Annotated in this window: 19 protein-coding genes; 11 read left to right on the plus strand and 8 right to left on the minus strand. The window is 42.3% G+C overall.

The window, feature by feature from the left end; genetic code table 11:
- The first annotated feature begins 3 nt into the window (after positions 1-3).
- On the plus strand, positions 4-705 hold the full coding sequence (locus BET10_RS18040; protein ID WP_070987064.1) for a 3'-5' exonuclease: 702 nt from the start codon (positions 4-6) through the stop codon (positions 703-705).
- 71 nt (positions 706-776) lie between these two features.
- On the opposite strand, the gene BET10_RS18045 is transcribed toward BET10_RS18040, so the two are convergent.
- The 3 genes from BET10_RS18045 to BET10_RS18050 all read right to left on the minus strand — a co-directional run bounded on the left by BET10_RS18045 (position 777) and on the right by BET10_RS18050 (position 5,741).
- Complete coding sequence (locus BET10_RS18045; protein WP_070987066.1) at positions 777-2,357, minus strand: BCCT family transporter; 1,581 nt, start codon at positions 2,355-2,357, stop codon at positions 777-779.
- An 854-nt stretch (positions 2,358-3,211) separates the two neighbouring features.
- Complete coding sequence (locus BET10_RS22005) at positions 3,212-3,346, minus strand: hypothetical protein (protein WP_275423275.1); 135 nt, start codon at positions 3,344-3,346, stop codon at positions 3,212-3,214.
- Positions 3,347-3,839: 493 nt separating this feature from the next.
- Positions 3,840-5,741 carry a beta-ketoacyl synthase gene (locus BET10_RS18050; RefSeq protein WP_070987068.1) on the minus strand — a complete coding sequence of 634 codons (1,902 nt, stop codon included), beginning with the start codon at positions 5,739-5,741 and terminating at the stop codon, positions 3,840-3,842.
- Positions 5,742-5,858: 117 nt separating this feature from the next.
- On the opposite strand from BET10_RS18050, the gene BET10_RS18055 reads away from it, so the two are divergent.
- Positions 5,859-6,851, plus strand: a complete 993-nt coding sequence (locus BET10_RS18055; RefSeq protein WP_070987070.1) for a GlxA family transcriptional regulator — start codon at positions 5,859-5,861, stop codon at positions 6,849-6,851.
- Positions 6,852-6,946: 95 nt separating this feature from the next.
- On the opposite strand, the gene BET10_RS21625 is transcribed toward BET10_RS18055, so the two are convergent.
- The 5 genes from BET10_RS21625 to BET10_RS18075 all read right to left on the minus strand — a co-directional run bounded on the left by BET10_RS21625 (position 6,947) and on the right by BET10_RS18075 (position 10,464).
- Positions 6,947-7,090, minus strand: coding sequence for a hypothetical protein (locus tag BET10_RS21625; RefSeq protein ID WP_170829178.1), 144 nt, complete (start codon positions 7,088-7,090; stop codon positions 6,947-6,949).
- 405 nt (positions 7,091-7,495) lie between these two features.
- Entirely contained in the window at positions 7,496-8,779 is a 1,284-nt protein-coding gene (locus BET10_RS18060) for an amidohydrolase family protein (RefSeq protein WP_070987071.1), read from the minus strand.
- Between the two features lie 131 nt (positions 8,780-8,910).
- A complete protein-coding gene (locus tag BET10_RS18065; RefSeq protein ID WP_070987073.1) occupies positions 8,911-9,462 on the minus strand; it encodes a YdeI/OmpD-associated family protein in 552 nt (183 codons plus the stop codon).
- 63 nt (positions 9,463-9,525) lie between these two features.
- The gene (locus tag BET10_RS18070; protein WP_070987075.1) at positions 9,526-10,002 is read right to left on the minus strand and encodes a GreA/GreB family elongation factor; all 477 of its coding nucleotides are present in this window, start codon (positions 10,000-10,002) and stop codon (positions 9,526-9,528) included.
- Between the two features lie 15 nt (positions 10,003-10,017).
- Positions 10,018-10,464, minus strand: coding sequence for a hypothetical protein (locus BET10_RS18075; RefSeq protein ID WP_070987076.1), 447 nt, complete (start codon positions 10,462-10,464; stop codon positions 10,018-10,020).
- 312 nt (positions 10,465-10,776) lie between these two features.
- Between BET10_RS18075 and ccoN the strand changes: the two genes are divergently transcribed.
- The 9 genes from ccoN to BET10_RS18125 all read left to right on the plus strand — a co-directional run bounded on the left by ccoN (position 10,777) and on the right by BET10_RS18125 (position 18,650).
- Entirely contained in the window at positions 10,777-12,210 is a 1,434-nt protein-coding gene (ccoN, locus tag BET10_RS18085; protein WP_070987080.1) for a cytochrome-c oxidase, cbb3-type subunit I, read from the plus strand.
- Between the two features lie 12 nt (positions 12,211-12,222).
- Positions 12,223-12,843, plus strand: a complete 621-nt coding sequence (ccoO, locus tag BET10_RS18090) for a cytochrome-c oxidase, cbb3-type subunit II (protein ID WP_070987082.1) — start codon at positions 12,223-12,225, stop codon at positions 12,841-12,843.
- Positions 12,844-12,848: 5 nt separating this feature from the next.
- Complete coding sequence (locus BET10_RS18095; protein ID WP_070987084.1) at positions 12,849-13,034, plus strand: CcoQ/FixQ family Cbb3-type cytochrome c oxidase assembly chaperone; 186 nt, start codon at positions 12,849-12,851, stop codon at positions 13,032-13,034.
- Entirely contained in the window at positions 13,031-14,065 is a 1,035-nt protein-coding gene (ccoP, locus tag BET10_RS18100) for a cytochrome-c oxidase, cbb3-type subunit III (protein ID WP_070987086.1), read from the plus strand. Before BET10_RS18095 ends, ccoP begins: the two co-directional genes overlap by 4 nt.
- A 116-nt stretch (positions 14,066-14,181) precedes the next feature.
- Positions 14,182-14,673 carry a FixH family protein gene (locus tag BET10_RS18105; RefSeq protein ID WP_070987088.1) on the plus strand — a complete coding sequence of 164 codons (492 nt, stop codon included), beginning with the start codon at positions 14,182-14,184 and terminating at the stop codon, positions 14,671-14,673.
- Between the two features lie 5 nt (positions 14,674-14,678).
- The gene (locus BET10_RS18110; RefSeq protein ID WP_070987090.1) at positions 14,679-17,054 is read left to right on the plus strand and encodes a heavy metal translocating P-type ATPase; all 2,376 of its coding nucleotides are present in this window, start codon (positions 14,679-14,681) and stop codon (positions 17,052-17,054) included.
- A complete protein-coding gene (ccoS, locus tag BET10_RS18115; RefSeq protein WP_070987092.1) occupies positions 17,051-17,224 on the plus strand; it encodes a cbb3-type cytochrome oxidase assembly protein CcoS in 174 nt (57 codons plus the stop codon). The genes BET10_RS18110 and ccoS overlap by 4 nt, the downstream gene beginning before the upstream one ends.
- Positions 17,211-17,882 (plus strand): sulfite exporter TauE/SafE family protein, encoded by a 672-nt coding sequence (locus BET10_RS18120; protein ID WP_070987094.1) that lies wholly within the window; start codon positions 17,211-17,213, stop codon positions 17,880-17,882. Before ccoS ends, BET10_RS18120 begins: the two co-directional genes overlap by 14 nt.
- 33 nt (positions 17,883-17,915) lie before the next feature.
- On the plus strand, positions 17,916-18,650 hold the full coding sequence (locus BET10_RS18125) for an FNR family transcription factor (RefSeq protein ID WP_070987095.1): 735 nt from the start codon (positions 17,916-17,918) through the stop codon (positions 18,648-18,650).
- Positions 18,651-18,733: the final 83 nt, after the last annotated feature.

The following is an 18,733-nucleotide window of genomic DNA, read 5'->3' on the forward strand; positions in this document are numbered from 1 at the left end:
ACTATGCAAGGCAAAATTATATCGTGGCAAAGTCGTTTTCAGCGCTTGGCAGACATTTCAAAAGATACTCGGTTGATTAATTTTTATCAGCAAGGCGTGCCTGACCCGTTTGGTGCGCTAGAGGATTGTGAGTTTGCTGCCCTTGATTTTGAAACCACAGGGCTAGACCCTAGCAAAGATGATATTGTAAGCGTTGGTATCGTGCCATTCGACCTAAAGCGAATTCGCTGTGCGCAAGCCAAACATTGGCTCGTAAAGCCGCGTAGCGCCTTAGCGGAAGAGTCGATAATATTACATCGAATCACTCACTCTCAAATTGAGCAAGCCCCTGATTTAGCAGATGTGCTTGAAGAGATATTAGCTACCATAAAAGGTAGAATCATCGTAGTGCATTATCAATTTATAGAAAAAACGTTTTTCCATACCGCTTTGATGACACGATTAGGCGAAGGCATAGAGTTTCCCGTCATTGATACCATGGAAATCGAAAAGATGGCAATTAACAAACATAGAAGCTGGCTTGATAGACTCACAGCAAAGCCTATTCCATCTTTACGTTTAGCGGACTGTAGAAAACGTTATGGACTGCCCTTTTATCAAGCCCATCATGCATTGTCAGATGCACTGGCAACAGCTGAACTGCTACAGGCACAATCTCAGTATTGCTTATCGCCAACAAAAATGATCAAAGATGTGTGGTGCTAATTTCACTAGGTTCTTAAAAAGTAAAAAGGCGAAACCTGAGTTTCGCCTTTTTATGACTTATTAACTCGCTATCAATAACCGCCTTTTGGCTCCGTTCTTAATCCTAAGATTAAGCTCACACACATCAATAGCAGTACAAATGTAAATGGCAAACCTGTGGATACAGCCCCTGCTTGCAGAGCTTCAATAGCCTCAGTTCCACCAATCCAAAGCAATGTCGCCGCAATCGCGCCTTCTAAGCTGGCCCAAAAGATGCGCTGTGGTACGGGTGCATCAATCTTACCCCCTGCTGTTATGCTATCAATTACCAACGAACCGGAGTCAGAAGAAGTAATAAAGAATACTAAAACCAACACAATAGCTATAACTGACAAAACATTACTCAAAGGCAAGCTTTCAAACATTTGGAACATCGCCAGTGGAACTTGTGTTAGCCCTTCTGTTCCCAACACACCAACTCCATTTTGAACTTGATCAATAGCAATACCACCATAAATAGACATCCAAACGACTGTCACTAATGTTGGTATAAATAACACTGCCGTAATAAACTCTCTAATGGTTCGACCCTCTGAAACACGGGCAATAAACATACCAACGAACGGTGACCATGAGATCCACCAAGCCCAATAGAATACCGTCCAACCTTGCAGCCATGCTTCGTCTTCCCGGCCATGAGGGTTACTCAGTGGAATGATATTTTCTGCATAAGCCATCAGGGTAGTTGGAATATTTCCCATCGCAATCGCAAAGCCTACAATACCTACAAACAGGAGCAGTACAAAAGCAATGATCATATTGGTGTTACTGAGTACCTTAACACCCCCATCAATACCACGTACCACCGAAATAATTGCCAGCATTGTGACACCTACAATGACGCCAATCTCAAGGCCTAGCCCGAGCTCTAAACCAAACACATGCTCGATGCCAGCACCAGCCTGTTGCGCCCCAAGGCCCAGTGAAGTTGCTAGGCCAAACAAAGTTGCCAACACAGCAAGAATATCAATCACATGTCCCGGCCAACCCCAAGCTCTATCGCCTAAAATCGGATAAAAGATTGAACGAATTGATAGAGGTAAGCCTTTGTTATAGGCAAAAAATGCTAATGACAAAGCAACAACGGCATAAATAGCCCAAGGGTGTAATCCCCAATGGTACATGGTTGCCCCCATCGCCATACGTGCGGCCTCTGGCGTATTTGCCTCGACATTAAGTGGGGTCTCATACCAACCCGTGTAATAGGCAACAGGCTCGGCCACTCCCCAAAACATTAAGCCAATTCCCATGCCCGCAGCAAACAGCATTGCCAACCATGAGAGCGTTGAGTAACTGGGCTTGGCATTCACCCCACCAAGGCGAATTTTACCAAACGGTGAGATGACCAAGACAAAACAGAAAATAACAAACAAATTCCCTGACCACATAAAAAGTGTGTCAAAGGAACCTATAATACTCCATTTAACACCATCTAAGGTGGATTTAGCCACTTCGGAATCTACGAGTAAAACGGCGATTAAAAATGCCAAAATTAAACCCGCACTGACCCCAAAAACGGGGTTATGTACATCAAACCCCCACTTTTGGACGTTGTCCTGTCCAACCGTGTAGTCGGTATTGTCGATGCTATACTTATCGTGGTGATTACCCATGATACCCTCTTGATTTTCATCGTGATACGACACCAAGCTTGGTTTTATATTTAGCTTTTCTCACAACATTTTTAGTCTATGTATGCGAGTTCCACCAGCTCGGTAAGAAACCGTAAAAAGCGCAGTTGCAACCTATTTAGCTTAGGGTTAGAAAATTCGAAGCCCTACGCTTGCTAGGATTTGTAACAAAAGGCCAAACAGCAATATCAGCACAGCTAAAAAAGTCTCTACAAACATAAAATGGCACGTAGCAAAACCTCTCTAGCCTAAACCGCTTTCATTGCTGTACAGCGCTCTGAACTAAGTGGCATATGATGGGTTTATGTTAGTTACAGCGACAATATAATGCCTTGAATATTGTAATTAAGATAAACCAACCAAACTGTCTATAAATCTGTTTTTTATTTCAGCTTGATAATCAGTCAATACAACTTGCAACCGCTCTTCTTACAGACTCTTTTAGTTTAGGGCTTCACACACAAAAGTAAATGGCAGCTGAATTTTTATTTGTAAATCATAACTTTCAACCAGATAGCAGCGCCTTTGAATATATTAAAATAGTTCAAAAAACACTCACCATGGAGCATATTCTATCGCAAGGCCGGTTTAAAGAATTGTGTCCCCAAGAGCATCAAGATAACGCCTAAAACTCAAGCGACGAAAAAATAGACTGTTGTTATAGAAAGTCATAAGCGATGAGTAACAAAACCAACCAAGATGGCTTAGCTTTATAGTAAGCTTGCCATGGCGAAAATCTACTCAAAGTGCCACAATTATTGTAAGAAAGGGTGCTATGAAAAGAGAAAAGAAAGAAACGTTAACACGTTTCTTTCTTTTGATGTTGTAGCCAATAATCAATCTGGCTCACAGAAGGCTGTCCATAGACTGTAACTAACACCACCAGCAACATGATTAGTAACATCTTTTGGTAGTTTATTTTCTTTAGCTGATAAAGACTTTACAGCTTTCTTTTTTAGTTTTAATTTCATGGCTTTTATCCTTTTATTTAAAATAACCAACTTAAATATAAGAAAAAATCCAAAAGAAATAAACCTGTAACAATTAACAGCTATCCAATTTCAAAATACAAAAAAGGAGCTTTTATACGCTCCTTTTAAAGATTTCATTAACTAATCTGGATAACATAAATTACAGCTTCTAATTCTACTCCACCAACCTGCACCAGCAATTTCATTTGTTGCTTCTATTGGCATTTTATTTTCTTTTGAAATTAGAGATTTTACCGCTTTCTTTTTTAGCTTTAATTTTCATATTTTCTCCTTTTAAAAACTAAGCACATGGTATGTAAATGAAGAAATAATGTAACTGTAAAAAAGACCTCTTGAGTGACTTTAAAAGGTTAAATTTCCATCTAATTAAATAACTGTATCTACTGGTTTTTATTTATTCAGAGATTTCGATAATATAAAAATAAAAAAGGCGCTCTTCCTATGAGCGCCCTACTTTGCTTAACAATTCTTTCTAGCTGAGGTCCGTGTATGGGTTAATACCGGTTAACGATATTGTTTGTTCAAAACCAGGGATAGTGAGTGAGTCTTTGCTGATCAGCAAACCTGATTCATCAATTTGCCCCTCTCCAAAACGGTAGATTAACTCATACTGCCCCAAGTCTGCCGCTTGTTGATATTGCGTCTGAGCTTGTTTGGTATCACTAAGTTTATTCTCATACTCGCTAAATACATCCCTCGAATAACGCTTCTCTAACAGACTTATGGTTTGCTTCGGTGACAACACAGTTGCTGTTGCATTATTGCCACCAAAGCCTTTAGAGTTGATAAATGCAATATCCATATCTTCACACTCATAATGCTCTGTCCGAATATCTAAATACTCGCTGTAAACATCGTCCGCAACTTTATTTATCGTGGTTATACCAGGCATAATGTTGTGACTGAACACGCCAAGAGCCATCGCCAGCTGATCACCACTTGCAGGCGCAATTGTATGACCCACATATGCTTTGGGCGCCGCAACTTTCCAGCCATTGATAGAAAATGCTTGCGCAACTTTATGATAAATTAAAGACTCGGTGACTCGGTTTTGAGGTGTACTAGAACCATGAGCCAAGATAAAGCTGCGAGTTTGCAACGCGTCTCGACCTGCAATTTGCTCTGCCAATGCGACTGACTTTGCCATGGTAATATAGTTACCTGGACCCGGCGCGGTAATTGATTTTTTAATACCGTCTGCGTTAACAAATACATCAACAACAGAGCCCATGATTTCAGCGCCAAGCGACAATGCCAACTCATCATCCATAAGAATCGCAACTTGAGCACCTTCGCCTATGGTAAAGCCACAATTTTCACCAAATGGGCGGCTGGTGCGACGATGATCGACTTGATCTGTGTTATCGAGTTTTTTCAACCCATCTTCATTAGCAAGTGCCCCCATGGTACCAAAGCCTTCAATCACTTCTGGCGTTAGAGCACACTCAACACTTGCCACAATGGCAACACGCGTCCTACCAGCCTGAATGTCATTCACTGCAGCGCGTAAGTTATACAAAAAAGTGGCACAGGCGCCAGAAGTAGTGAAGGTTGTGCCCACATTGCCCGTTACATAGGCGTTGATAAAGTCTGTAGACATCGTATTTAGACCTAGTGCTAGCTGCTTGGTACTAACACGCTCCCCCTTCATGCGCGCTTTGACAAGGCCGCCAAACCCTTCATCGTTCATCTGCCCAGCAATTGATGCTGAATAAGTACCGATTTGATCAGGCCTAACACTGTTCATAACGTGTTGCCAATCTAACCCAGTAGAACGCACGGCATCAGTAGCTGCAAATATAGTGGCCTGTAAACCCCTTGGCTGATATCGGCTATTATACATCTTCGCAGGCTCAAAACCTGTCGGAAACTGCCCTGCCGCTTTAATGGGATTGTCTCTATAGCTATCGTGTTTGACATCCAGTTGATCAGGAACCTGCACTGCAACCGTTTTATTGTCTATATCCTCTACACGCCAAGTTGAAGGCACCGGAGATGGCAAATCTCTTTTGCGGCAGGTAAACTTTAAACCTTCTTCATCATGGCCTTTTATTGTGAGCTTTTGCTGCCAATGAGTTGCGTCTACATCAAAGTGGTTATTTTCAATTTTACGAATTAAAGTACCTGCTTTAATTTGCTCACCAAGTAATGCTTCGATTTTCTCCGCTGTTATCACAGTGCCATCTTTTTGTAGCACCAAACTGCCATCTTGATAAGACACAAGATTCATCAGTGTGGCTAAGCCTAAAAATGTTTCCTTTCGCGCCTTTTCAGTCAACTTGTCTAATACAATGCGACGAAACCCTTGATGAAATGAGGTACGCCCAGCGGCGTTAATGCCCCCCATGCCAACGATTATTGGTAATGCTGTCATATGGTTCGTTCTATAAAACTAACAATACCACTGATTTTAGTGGTAAGTTTAAGATTAAATAATACAATAATGGCCAAATATCATGACTTTTTCGCCAAAATATAATGGTATGACCAGATGAAACTTCCTATTTGTATCGCTTTTACTCTCTATGAGCACATGCTTTTAACCAGTGTAACAATGCCAGCTGAAATGCTACGTGCCGGAGAAGCCTATGCCAAAAGGCATTTGGGTGAAGCTTTTCGTCCATTGAAGCTGTCCTGGCTAAGTGAGCACAATACGCCACACGAAAATGAACTTGGTATGCAAATCATTCCAAATGGCGACTTGACCCAAGTAACCCAACAAGACTATGTCATTGTGCCAAGTATCTGGCGAAATCCGAGGCCGGTCATTCGCCACAATTCCAAACTAGCTCAAGAACTAAAGTTGAGTTGGCTTAACGGTGCAACACTCATTGGCGTAGGAACTGGAGTGTGCTTTTTAGCGGAGTCTGGATTACTAGATGGTCACCCAGCCACTACTCACTGGCATTATGCCAAGCAATTCCTGCGAAATTACCCCAAAGTCAATTTGAAACCCGATTTTTTCATCACACAGTCGGAGAGAATTTATACCGTTGCCAGCCTAAATGCCTTAGCGGACGTCATCGTTCATTTAATTTCCTTACTTTACGGCAAAGCCGCCGCCAATCACGTACAACAAAACTTTTCTCATGAAATTCGCAAGCCATACGAAGATCAGCGCTATATGGAAGGCGCTGTTGATAAGCACCCAGATGAACAAATAGCTGCTATTCAGTTCTGGCTAAAGCACAATTACAGCAATGAGTTATCACTGACACAAGTCGCCAAACAGTTCGATTTGAGCCAACGTACGTTCAATCGACGATTTAAAGCCGCGACGGGTCAGACAGCAGCCGACTATCTACAATCCTTACGCCTTGAAGGCGCTAAAGAGTTACTCGCCAACAGTAACTTGTCTATTCAAGACATCGCACTATCTGTTGGGTTCAATTCGCAAGGCTTGTTAACTCGCATATTTAAAGCACGCCTTAATCAAACACCCAGTGAATATCGTAAAGTTGTTCGGAAAAAACTATTCTTCTAGCCATAAAATGTCATGCTATTCATAGCAGGATCATTGCTGCCCATAACAGAAGGAACTACCTAAGTGCTTCTCTATCAATAAAAGTAAACTCATAATTAGTCCGGATCCCCTCGACAGATTCTTGGTCCACTTGGCCACGACAAGCTACCGCCTGCAACCTGTTTTATTGCACCAATGGGTAGCTGATTATCGTTATTGGATAGAGACTTCATTGGTTTCTTTTTTAGTTTTAAGTTCATTTCACTTCCTTTTTTATAATCATTCTTTAAATGCCTACTGGCTGAGGTTATAATTATTTGACAACGCCCAGCCCACCCAAAACACCTTATAAAAGGCAAATAAAAAGCAACTATTTAACATAAGTTTATATTTTCAAAAACACAATCCGTTATTTTAAAACATTTAAAAGGCTTCACTTTTAACAAAAGTCAATCCGGCTCACCACACATTCTATAATCGGTTGGCCATCGAGAAAATGATATACCGCCCGCAACCTTCTGAGTTACATTATTAGGTAGGTTTTACCATCATTAGACAACGATTTAACTGGTTTCTTCTTTAGTTTTAAGTTCATTGCAATTTCCTTTTGCTTTTCGCTCAAAGGGATAATAACAAGTAAACTAAATATGAAACCCTGCAATAATTCACAGTTTTATTTTTCTGTATACTCCTCTATGAATTACTGCAAATATAGTTTGCGTATTATTTATATCTTCGATAGGTGAATTATTTAGAATAACAACGCTTGGTTGTGCACCAGCGTCTAGGTCAGTTGGCTTACCCAGAAACAGGCGAGAGTCACTCGTTGCGCTAGCAAGAGCCTGCCATGGGCTATAACCGGCAGCGACGAACTTAGCAAGCTCACGGTGTAGGGTAAAGCCTTGTAAAGTACCATAGTTTCCGGCATCCGTACCTGAGAGTAATGGCACATTAGCAGCAATTAGATGTTTAATAGATTGGTAGTACTTGAGTGTTCTTTGCTTGGCATTTCGCTTCTGTTCATTTGTCATTTGAGAGGCCTTCTGTCGATAGCCCGCAATGATTCTGGGCGCCGTCACCTTTGCTGCCAACTTTGCATCAAGTGTATTTGAAAATAAAAACTCGTATTCATCGGTATCACAGGCAAGCGTTGGGATCACAACCACACCATGCTCTGATAATTTTTGTGCTAGACGTTCAGAGATAGTGCCATCATCAGGTAAGTGAGTTATGGCATCAGCGTTGGCAGCAATGGCGCTTTCAATATCAGCGAGGGTATGAATGTGAACGATGACTTTAAGGCCATGCGCGTGGGCTTGGCTAACTGCAAACTTTAGCAATTGAGGTGAGAGCGATGGTAACTTTCCGCCCACGGTGCTAACCAGCTTAATCACATCCGCCTGCTTTTTGGCTAATGCTGTTATGTGCTCAATTGCTTCTTGTTCATTTGCAATGGTACGTGTTTTTCCAAATTGTGAACAATGGCCCCCCGGCGCAGTTAAGCATGATAAGCTGGCATAAATATCGGCACCACCAATAAGCCCTTGTTGTTGCAAGCGACGATGTTCAAAGAGTTTTTGTTCATTGCCAAACAAATCAACGAGCCCAGTCACTCCTGCTTGAAGTACAACTTGTGCCGTGGTACTCGGCCCCATTGTTTCTGTCACTGTGTTGGGCGCTCGATTGCCAAATGCATGAGTGTGCATATCTACAAAACCCGGTAGCACAAACTTGCCGCTGATATCTATCTTTGTGCCTGTAAAGTTTTCAGGCATTTCATCAAACCGGCCTATTATTTGATTGTCGTCTAACAACAAATGTTGTTTGCGAGCGCTTTGATTGCTTGGGTCAAGTAAGGTGCCATTAGTGAGTAGGATTTGCTGAGCTGTTACTGTTTGTGGGACTATCCATATTATGAGGGCGATGAATATTATTAGCTTTTTCGACATAAAACTTCTCCTTAAAAAGTCTCTTTGTCGCAAAATGTGTCACAAAGGTTTAAAACCGCATCACTTTATTACTAAATAAATACAATCCACACTATTTGATATGTAAAAGCACTCGAATATTGCCACACTTGCTAGTTATCAGATTGCGGCGCACTGAGAGCCTTACTGTAAAACCCTGACGTGTCAAAGCAGCACACCCGCTTTTTACCCTCACTTAACATGCTGCAAGCATCATTAATGCGCTTCAGTCGTGTTTTCGCTTGCTTAGCGGTCGTGATCCAATGGATCCAATCAACGCGTGCAATCGTGGTGGTTGCTTGCCACGTTCTAAGTGCCAGAGGGTCTTGCTCTAAGGCTGTGAGCAAGTCATGCGGTATGTCTGGTTCAGGCTCTTTGTCTATGGCTTGTATCTCAAAATGTGCAAGTTCTCCAAACCGTGTATTGGCCTTTTTCAGAAGCGTTTCATCCAATTTTAGCCAATGACTTTTTTGACCGTCTGGTTCGAGTAACTGCTGAAATGGCTGCTCATTGATATATCCAACCACCGTGGTACGCCCTCGACGGGGCAAACAAGCACTCACATCATGAGGCAAAACGACAAATGCCCAGGCTTCTCCATCCCCCATATATTTTGGACGTAGTAACTGTGCAGTAAATTGATAGCGCTTAGGTTGTTGTGTCATATCACTCTCCTTGTCAGTACTCCTCCACATCTATCAATTCTAGAGTAGCATGTAATGGAAACGCTATAAAATATCCAAAATCTCGAAGCTATATGTTTGACTTGCAACTTGGTATTCACATTCATCGCCAATCATTTTGTTAAACAACGCCCGCCCGATTGGTGCTGATTGAGTTATTACCAATACGGCCTGTTGTTTTACGGTGACTTTTAAACCTCCTTCGCTTGGGCCGAAGTAAAACCAGTGGGTTTTATCATCTAAGTCAATGGCTTTGATCAAACTCCCCACTGTAACTTGATTAGCGCTTTGTAAATCATAGCTTTGTTCAAACTGAGCAATAGATTTATGTGCATCATTCACTCGCTCACTTTGGCCTTGAGCAAGATAACCAGACTCGATACTCAGCGAATCATACTGAGTTTCTGCGGCGCTTTGTTCATGTGTGGCGTCTAAGCGGGCACTATCTGCTGCGTTTGTGGCTTCGCTGAGTTTTGCCTCTAAAGCAAACCGGATGTGCTCTATAACATGGGCTTTATTCATTTTGTATCTCTGAGGTTATCTGGTCACGTAAAGTGGAAACTTGCTTGACGTGGTCACACCAATGCTGCTTGCCAGCTCGATAGTTAAACGCCACTTCATTAGTTCATTGCTGCACAAGCCGACCATTGCTTCAGCTTTGTAGCGTGTTGCGGATATGGGTGTAAAAAATACAGGAATGTGGCCCATATTCATATCCTCACCTGATAATACCGCGGAACTCACTTGCATGTGTGGTTCTACTTCCAACATAATTTCAAAAGGTTGTTCACCTACAATGACCGATTCGCTATACCAAACTCTTGTTCCTACAGGGTTTATACAAGGTTTATCGGCTAAACAATTAGCGAAATATAAGGAACTTTCACTTTTTTCTGAACTTTCATGTATAATGGTCGAAGGGTCTGAGCATGCGCTCAATACACTCGCAGCAACAAGTGCGTAAAAAAACCAAACTTTGGTCATTATTTATCCTAATGTGCCTTTGCAGAACTGCGCCATGGTAATGCAGAATTTGTAGATAATCCACATTGGTGAATAGTTGAACAATTTATTACCCAAAATTTGATTGATGTCATAATTTTAGGTGTTTGAGGTATCTTTTCTTTTGCAAAAAAATTATCATTTCCTTGCAAAAAATAAGGGTTTCTCAAGTTGGTTTGAAATAGATTTGCTAAATCAGATTTATTTTTAAACGAGCTTGTTGAAATAATAAGCAGGGCCTGTTTATGCAGGTAATTCATTTCTAATCGCATTAATTGCAGCGGAATCCAGAAAATGAGCCAAACAGTAGCATCACAAACTGAGTACAATTATAAAGTTGTACGCCAATTCGCTATCATGACAGTGATTTGGGGCATCGTTGGCATGGGTGTTGGTGTTCTTATTGCTGCCCAACTCGCTTGGCCAGCTTTGAACTTTGACACGCCATGGTTAACTTACTCTCGACTTCGTCCGTTACACACGAACGCAGTAATCTTTGCATTTGGTACTAGTGCACTATTCGCAACATCTTATTATGTTGTTCAGCGTACATGTCAAACGCGCCTTTTCTCAGACAAATTAGCAGCTTTCACCTTCTGGGGATGGCAAGCTATTATTGTTTCAGCAGCCATCACACTACCACTAGGTATTACTTCTTCTAAGGAGTATGCTGAGCTAGAGTGGCCTATCGATATCGCTATTGCGGTAGTATGGGTTTCTTATGCTGTGGTGTTCTTTGGCACGCTCATCAAGCGCAAAGTATCTCACATCTATGTAGCAAACTGGTTCTATGCTGGTTTCATTATCACTGTTGCGATTCTTCATATCGTAAACAGCATGGCTGTGCCAGTATCACTCACTAAATCATACTCTATCTATGCAGGTGCTGTAGATGCGATGGTTCAATGGTGGTATGGCCATAATGCAGTAGGCTTCCTTTTAACTGCTGGTTTCTTAGGTATGATGTACTACTTCGTGCCTAAACAAGCTGGTCGTCCAGTTTATTCATACCGTTTATCGGTTGTTCACTTCTGGGCACTTGTTTCTCTTTATATTTGGGCAGGTCCTCACCACCTTCACTACACAGCTCTACCTGATTGGACTCAGTCACTAGGTATGGTGATGTCTGTGATCCTATTCGTGCCATCTTGGGGTGGTATGATTAACGGTATCATGACGCTATCTGGTGCTTGGCACAAACTACGTACTGACCCAGTACTGCGTTTCTTAGTTGTGTCTCTATCGTTCTACGGTATGTCTACCTTCGAAGGCCCAATGATGGCAATCAAGTCAGTAAACGCACTTTCTCACTACACTGACTGGACTGTAGGTCACGTACACTCAGGTGCTCTAGGTTGGGTTGCAATGATTTCAATCGGTGCAATTTATCACCTAATCCCTGCACTATTCGGTCACGGTAACATGTATAGCATTAAGCTGGTTAACACCCACTTCTGGTTACACACAGTAGGTGTTGTCCTATACATTGTTGCTATGTGGATCTCTGGCGTAATGCAAGGTCTAATGTGGCGCGCTGTGAACGCAGACGGAACATTAATGTATAGCTTCGTTCAGTCTCTTGAAGCGTCTAAGCCTTTCTACATCATGCGCTTCTTAGGCGGTGTGTTCATCGTTGTTGGTATGCTAGTAATGGCGTACAACGTGTTCCGCACTGTAACTGCAAAAAGTGGTTCACTTGCCACTGACGCAAACGCGCAAATGGCATAAGAGGTGTAGATTATGAGCAATAATAATTCAGCCAACAAACACGAAATCGTAGAAAAGAACGTCGGCTTGATGGCTATCCTAACCGTGTTCGCGATTAGCTTTGGTGCATTGGTAGAAATCACACCACTAATGTTCCAAAAAGACACCACACAACCTGTTGATGGCCTACGCCCTTTAACAGCGCTTGAAATGGAAGGTCGTGATATTTACGTTCGTGAAGGTTGTTATAACTGTCACTCACAAATGATTCGTCCTTTCCGTGATGAAGTTGAGCGTTACGGTCACTACTCAGTTGCAGGTGAGTCAGTATGGGATCACCCATTCCAGTGGGGTTCTAAGCGTACTGGTCCTGACTTAGCTCGTGTAGGTCAACGTTACTCTGATGACTGGCATTATGCGCACTTAATGGACCCACGCTCAGTGGTGCCTGAGTCAAACATGCCAGCTTATCCTTGGTTAGATGAAAATGTACTAGACGGTAAGTTAACCGCCAAGAAACTTGAAGTATTCAAAGGCTTTGGTGTGCCATACACCGAAGAAGATATTCAAGGCGCAGAAGCAGCAGTTAAAGGCAAGACAGAAATGCAAGCCCTTATCGCTTACCTTCAGCAACTTGGCACACACTTGAAGTAATTATTATGGATTACGGCACATACAGAGGCATTTTGACTCTGGTAATTTTGGTACTATTTATTGTGATTGTTGCTTGGGCATATAGCAAACGCACTAAAAATCGTTTCGACGATGCAGCTAATGCCATCTTTGAAGATGAAAAGAAGCATAAAAAAACAATCTCTAACGAGGAAAAGGAGTCTGAAAAATGACTAGCTTTTGGAGTATTTGGGTCATTGTACTGACCCTTGCGTGTCTTGCTCTGATCTTAGGCTTATTGCTTTGGAACCTAAAAAATTATGTAGGTGTTAAAGAAGGCGAAAGCTGTGGTCACGAGTTTGATGGAATTGAAGAAATCAACAACCCACTACCTAAGTGGTGGACGTACATGTTCTTCGCAACGTTCGTTTGGGCTGTATATTACCTTGCGGCCTATCCTGGCCTTGGTAACTGGCAAGGCTTGGCTAAATGGACCAGTTCAAACCAAGGTGTGACTTCTCTTGCTGAATCTAAAAAAGCGACTGAAGAAGCGTTAGCAAACGGTGAAAAGGTTCAATTGGACCAAGAAATCATTGCTGCTGAAGAGCGCTTTGGCCCTATTTTTAACGAGCTTGCTAAGGTGCCAGTTGAAGAACTGCTTGCATCTAAGGTTGCTGGCGACAAGGCACAACAAAAAGCAATTGAAAATGGTGAAAAGCATGAACAAACTCAAGGCCAAATGGCATTAGAGATTGGCCAACGCTTATACGCTCAAAACTGTGCTCAGTGTCACGGTTCAGATGCGCGTGGTGGAACAGGTTTCCCTAACTTGACTGACAACGACTGGTTATACGGCGGTACACCTGACAAGATTAAAGAGACATTACTTCATGGTCGTATTGCTGCTATGCCACCTTGGAAAGATGCGCTAGGTGAACAAGGCGTTAAAGAAATGACAGCTTACGTATTAAGCCTTTCTGGACGTAAAGTTAACCAAAAAGACGCTGATGCGGGTAAAGCTAAGTTTGCTATGTGTGCAGCATGTCACGGTATGGACGGTAAAGGCTCTGTAGCGCATAACTTACCGTTCGGTGCGCCTAACCTTACCGACAATATCTGGTTGTATGGTGGTTCTCAACGTGCTGTTGAAGAAACGCTTAACAATGGTCGTGCTGGTGTAATGCCTGCTTGGAAAGATATTTTAGGTGAAGACAAAGTACACCTATTGACTGCGTATGTTTATAGCTTATCGCAAAATAAATAATAACAGTCTAATCGTTTAATTAAGATCAAAAAAGCCTCCATTTGGAGGCTTTTTTTTAGGTATTTAACGCCAAATAAGATAAAATATCGCCACACTTTTCAAGCATTAGAGTCGTTATGAATCCTACTCCCTGGTATAAGAATTTTTGGCCTTGGTTTTTAATGTTTTTCCCTCTGGCAACCATCGTTGCTTGTGTGGTTTTAGTCGTCGTTGCTGTAGGTAATGGTCCTGATATGGTGGTAGATGACTACTACAAAAAAGGTAAAGCCATCAATTTGGAGCTGACCAAATTCAACAAAGCCAAGGCGCTATACTTGCATGGAGAGTTACAGGTAGACAACGACTACATCAAATTTGTATTTACCAAAGGCGATCACAGCAAAGTTCAGGCACTGAAAGCCTCATTCTATCATCGCACCATCAAAGCACATGACTTCAATATAAATCTGCTGCCTAATGCTAATGGTGAGTTTACAGCTATTCTTGAGCAGATCCAGCAAGGTGCCTATACAGTCTTTCTCGAGCCTATGGATGGCAGCTGGAAGTTAAAAGAGAATATCCAGCTGCCTACTCAGGAAATCTTGAAAATATCTCCAGAATATAAGTAACTAACATGGCAAAAGCTTGTTTTCATTGTCTTGAACCTATTCCTCAAGGATTTAAAGGTGAAGTGGTTTATCAAAATCAAGCTCAGCCTGTGTGCTGTATTGGTTGCCAAAGTGTCGCTCAAACGATCCTCAGTCAAGGGATGAGCGATTACTATAAATTTAGAACCAAAACCGCTGGCAAAATTGATGAACTGGTTCCTGAGCAATTAAATCTTATAAAAAGTTATGATAATCATGATGTTCAACAGGATTTTGTCACCTCATCTGGGGAATTGAATGAGGTACTGCTTAGTGTCGAAGGCATCAGTTGTGCCGCTTGCGCCTGGTTGATAGAAAAACAGTTATTAGCAATCAAAGGCGTAGCTCGAGTTGATGTTAACACCTCAACCCACCGAGCTATGATTTTGTGGAACGCAGAGCTGGTACTGTTAAGCGACATCATCCAGTCTTTAATGCTGATAGGCTATAAAGCTTATCCATTTCAGGCCGACGATGAAGCCACTCAAAAACAAGCGGTTGCCAAAGCTTATATCCGCCGTTTAGGCGTAGCAGGTATCATGACAATGCAGGTTATGATGTTTGCTTTTGCCATGTACTTTGGCATGTTTTCAGGCATGGAAGAAGACTTTGAACAATACTTTCGTTGGATAAGCCTGGTACTGGCCTCTCCTGTCATTCTTTATTCTGCGTTGCCTTTTTTGACAAATGCTATCAAAGGGTTAAGAGCCAAACAGCTCAATATGGATTTGCCCGTTTCGCTGGCCATTTTTGGTGCCTATGGCGCAAGTTGCTACGCCACTGTAATGGAAGTGGGTGAAGTATACTTTGAGTCCATCTGTATGTTCACGTTCTTACTGTTGTTAGGGAAGTATCTTGAATTCAGAGCGCGATTAAAGGCTAGTGAATTTACCGCCAACTTACAGAAGCTATTACCATTAACAGCTCGTAAGATTGTCGAAGGCGAAGACGAGCAGATAATTGCAGCAAAAAACTTAAAGTTACAGGATAAAATTTTAGTCAAACCGGGCGAAACCATCCCCGCTGATGGCTTGATTCTGAATGGTCAAACCAGTGTTGATGAATCAATGATGACGGGAGAGCATTTACCTGTCAGCAAATATCAGGGCCACCAAGTCTTTGCTGGAACGGTTAACCACGATGGTGTAATAAGCATTGAGATCAATAAAGTCGGGCAAAACACCCTACTCAACCAAATTATTCGTTTACAACATTCAGCATTAAGTAAGCGCCCAAAACTGGTAGAGATCACCGATAAAGTTGCGCAGTGGTTTGTTGCTTGCCTACTTATATTTGCCTCTTTAACCGCGATTGGTTGGTATTCCATTTCACCTGAGCAAGCGTTTTGGGTCACCATCTCGGTCTTAGTGGCAACCTGTCCTTGCGCCCTCAGTTTGGCAATTCCTACCGCACTTACCTGCGCTGTTGCAAACTTAACCAAGCAAGGTGTACTGATAAAAGAAGGCCACGTACTGGAGACGTTAACTAAACTCACCCGTGTCGCATTTGATAAAACGGGTACTTTGACAGAAGGCCGTTTCTCTATTCAGAAGGTTGATGTTGTTGATAATCAACATACAGAGCAAGAAGTATTAGCACTTGCAGCAAGTTTAGAACGCTATTCAGAACACCCCATTGCTGAAGCATTTTCACAGCACCTCAGCGTTCATCACGATTTACAGGACGTCGTTGTTCACCCAGGTATTGGGATCAGTGCTAAGTTAGAAAATGATGAACTCGCTATCGGTAAAAGAGATTGGTTTGGTGCCCCGAAAGGGCAATCACAAGCAACGCTGTTTATCAATCAAAAAGCAGTCGCTGAGTTTCACCTAAACGACAAAGTACGTGACAACGCCCACTCAATTATTAAAACGCTGCAAACTAACGGCTTGTCCTGTCATATGCTAACAGGAGATAGCAGTAGCGCAGGCGAGCAACTTGCGCAGCAGCTCGGTCTTGATTCGCAACACAGTAATTGTTCGCCGCAAGATAAACTAGACGTGGTTGAGTCATGGTCAAGTCAGGGCGAGATAGTAGCGATGATTGGCGATGGCGTCAACGACAGCCCTGTTTTTAACAGCGCACACCTGTCAGTTGCCATGGAAACTGGCGCTGATATTTCAAAAAATGTGGCTGATGTGGTGTTATTAAAGAGCAATTTAAATGCCATCATTCAATTACAACAAGTTGCCAAACAAACACGCCGAATAGTTAAACAAAATTTAACTATTTCGTTGCTGTATAACGCCTCTATCCTGCCACTGGCAGCACTTGGTATGGTGCCGCCATGGGTTGCTGTCATAGGTATGTCAGCAAGTTCTATAATAGTGATAGGTAATTCACTTAGGTTGTTAAAGATATGAGTATCATTTATGTGTTAATCCCAATTGCTATTTTATTCGTGATTATTGCCATTGGGATCTTCTTTTGGGCAGTAAAAAGCGAGCAATTCTCCGATTTAGAAAAGCAAGGCCACAGCATCTTATTCGAAGACGACAAAGAACAACATAAAAACGCCAATGAACGAGATTAGCCTACTTAGCGCATTCATCATGGGTTTGGTTGGCAGTGGTCACTGTCTTGTGATGTGTGGTGGCATTGCCTCAAGCTTGCAATTAGCTTCCTCTACACTTAATAGCTGGCGGGTAAGCCTACTGTATAATACCGGTCGGATTTTAAGTTACATGCTAGCCGGTACTTTGGTTGCTGCATTAGGCAGTACCTTTGCAAAACAAAACACCACGTTTGCACTGAGCTTAAAAGTGTTAAGCGGTATTTTTATGTTACTCGTCGGCATTTATGTTATGCGCCTTGCCAGTACCCTGAAATGGCTAGAGGCTGGCGCAAAGACCGTAATATGGCAACATTTAGTCAAGTTGAATAAGTATCTATTGCCCGTAACAAGCTACGCTCGAGTGCTTGCATATGGTATGTTGTGGGGTTGGTTACCTTGTGGTCTTGTGTATTCAGCCCTTACATGGACACTTCAGGCCGACTCAGCAAGTTATGGCGCTCTCATCATGTTGAGCTTTGCATTGGGCACATTGCCTGCAATGCTCGCAGTAGGCCAATCAGCTCAACAGCTGAGTCGCTTTTTAAACCATACATTGGTAAGAGTTGGGCTGGGCAGTATTTTCATTTGGTACGGTATTTATCTACTAATCATTGCAACCGATAGATTAGTACATTAACCTAGGTAAGAAGTCTTAGAGAATGGATTTATTATGGATTTAAACAATCAAAATCGTGCTAAAAGCCAATGCACGATAAGCTGCAATAACTGTAGTATCAGCCAGTTGTGTTTGCCGTTCACCCTAAACGGGAGCGAAATGGACAAGCTTGATGAAATCATTGAGCGTAAAAAGCCGCTACACAAAGGCGACTACTTGTTTGAGTCTGGTTCTCCACTAAATTCTATTTTTGCGGTTCGTTCAGGGTCATTTAAGTCATACACTTTGTCTGAGCGGGGCGATGAGCAAATCACTGGCTTTCATTTAGCTGGCGACTTGGTTGGCTTTGATGCCATCAACAAAATGCAGCATCAAAGCTTTGCACAAGCGCTTGAAACCTCCATGGTATGTGAAATCCCATTTGACACGTTAGACGAGCTAGCGGGTAAGCTTCCAAAATTACGTCAACAAATCATGCGTTTAATGAGCAATGAGATTAACTACGACCAAGAAATGTTGTTGCTATTGAATAAAAAGACCGCAGAAGAGCGTCTTGCGACATTCATCTTTAACCTATCAAATCGCTTCGGCGAGCGCGGTTTCTCACGTAAAGAGTTTCGTTTTACCATGACGCGCGGTGAGATAGGCAACTATTTAGGGTTAACGGTAGAGACTATCAGTCGCCTGCTGAGTCGTTTCCAGAAATCAGAGATAATTAAAGTAGAAGGTAAGTTTATTACCATTTTAGACATTCCTGCACTGGCACGCACCGCGGCCATCTCAATTTGATCTAACGCAACGAATTACTGGTAAATTCTTTAACCTTACGCTAAATCAGTTACACTTAGAGTTAACTGATTTAGCTAACAAAG

Origin of the sequence: Pseudoalteromonas amylolytica (genome assembly GCF_001854605.1) — a bacterium.
GTDB lineage: Bacteria > Pseudomonadota > Gammaproteobacteria > Enterobacterales > Alteromonadaceae > Pseudoalteromonas > Pseudoalteromonas amylolytica.

What these genes read in the sequence shown, in the direction of transcription:
- BET10_RS18060 (WP_070987071.1), bottom strand. Translation starts at nt 8,779, where the DNA reads ATGTCGAAAAAGCTAATAATATTCATCGCCCTCATAATATGGATAGTC.
- ccoO (WP_070987082.1), top strand. Translation starts at nt 12,223, where the DNA reads ATGAGCAATAATAATTCAGCCAACAAACACGAAATCGTAGAAAAGAAC.
- BET10_RS21625 (WP_170829178.1), bottom strand. Translation starts at nt 7,090, where the DNA reads ATGAACTTAAAACTAAAAAAGAAACCAATGAAGTCTCTATCCAATAAC.
- BET10_RS18125 (WP_070987095.1), top strand. Translation starts at nt 17,916, where the DNA reads ATGGATTTAAACAATCAAAATCGTGCTAAAAGCCAATGCACGATAAGC.
- BET10_RS18120 (WP_070987094.1), top strand. Translation starts at nt 17,211, where the DNA reads ATGAACGAGATTAGCCTACTTAGCGCATTCATCATGGGTTTGGTTGGC.
- BET10_RS18095 (WP_070987084.1), top strand. Translation starts at nt 12,849, where the DNA reads ATGGATTACGGCACATACAGAGGCATTTTGACTCTGGTAATTTTGGTA.
- BET10_RS18070 (WP_070987075.1), bottom strand. Translation starts at nt 10,002, where the DNA reads ATGAATAAAGCCCATGTTATAGAGCACATCCGGTTTGCTTTAGAGGCA.
- BET10_RS18105 (WP_070987088.1), top strand. Translation starts at nt 14,182, where the DNA reads ATGAATCCTACTCCCTGGTATAAGAATTTTTGGCCTTGGTTTTTAATG.
- ccoS (WP_070987092.1), top strand. Translation starts at nt 17,051, where the DNA reads ATGAGTATCATTTATGTGTTAATCCCAATTGCTATTTTATTCGTGATT.
- BET10_RS18055 (WP_070987070.1), top strand. Translation starts at nt 5,859, where the DNA reads ATGAAACTTCCTATTTGTATCGCTTTTACTCTCTATGAGCACATGCTT.
- BET10_RS22005 (WP_275423275.1), bottom strand. Translation starts at nt 3,346, where the DNA reads ATGAAATTAAAACTAAAAAAGAAAGCTGTAAAGTCTTTATCAGCTAAA.
- BET10_RS18050 (WP_070987068.1), bottom strand. Translation starts at nt 5,741, where the DNA reads ATGACAGCATTACCAATAATCGTTGGCATGGGGGGCATTAACGCCGCT.
- BET10_RS18110 (WP_070987090.1), top strand. Translation starts at nt 14,679, where the DNA reads ATGGCAAAAGCTTGTTTTCATTGTCTTGAACCTATTCCTCAAGGATTT.
- BET10_RS18040 (WP_070987064.1), top strand. Translation starts at nt 4, where the DNA reads ATGCAAGGCAAAATTATATCGTGGCAAAGTCGTTTTCAGCGCTTGGCA.
- ccoN (WP_070987080.1), top strand. Translation starts at nt 10,777, where the DNA reads ATGAGCCAAACAGTAGCATCACAAACTGAGTACAATTATAAAGTTGTA.
- BET10_RS18065 (WP_070987073.1), bottom strand. Translation starts at nt 9,462, where the DNA reads ATGACACAACAACCTAAGCGCTATCAATTTACTGCACAGTTACTACGT.
- BET10_RS18045 (WP_070987066.1), bottom strand. Translation starts at nt 2,357, where the DNA reads ATGGGTAATCACCACGATAAGTATAGCATCGACAATACCGACTACACG.
- BET10_RS18075 (WP_070987076.1), bottom strand. Translation starts at nt 10,464, where the DNA reads ATGACCAAAGTTTGGTTTTTTTACGCACTTGTTGCTGCGAGTGTATTG.
- ccoP (WP_070987086.1), top strand. Translation starts at nt 13,031, where the DNA reads ATGACTAGCTTTTGGAGTATTTGGGTCATTGTACTGACCCTTGCGTGT.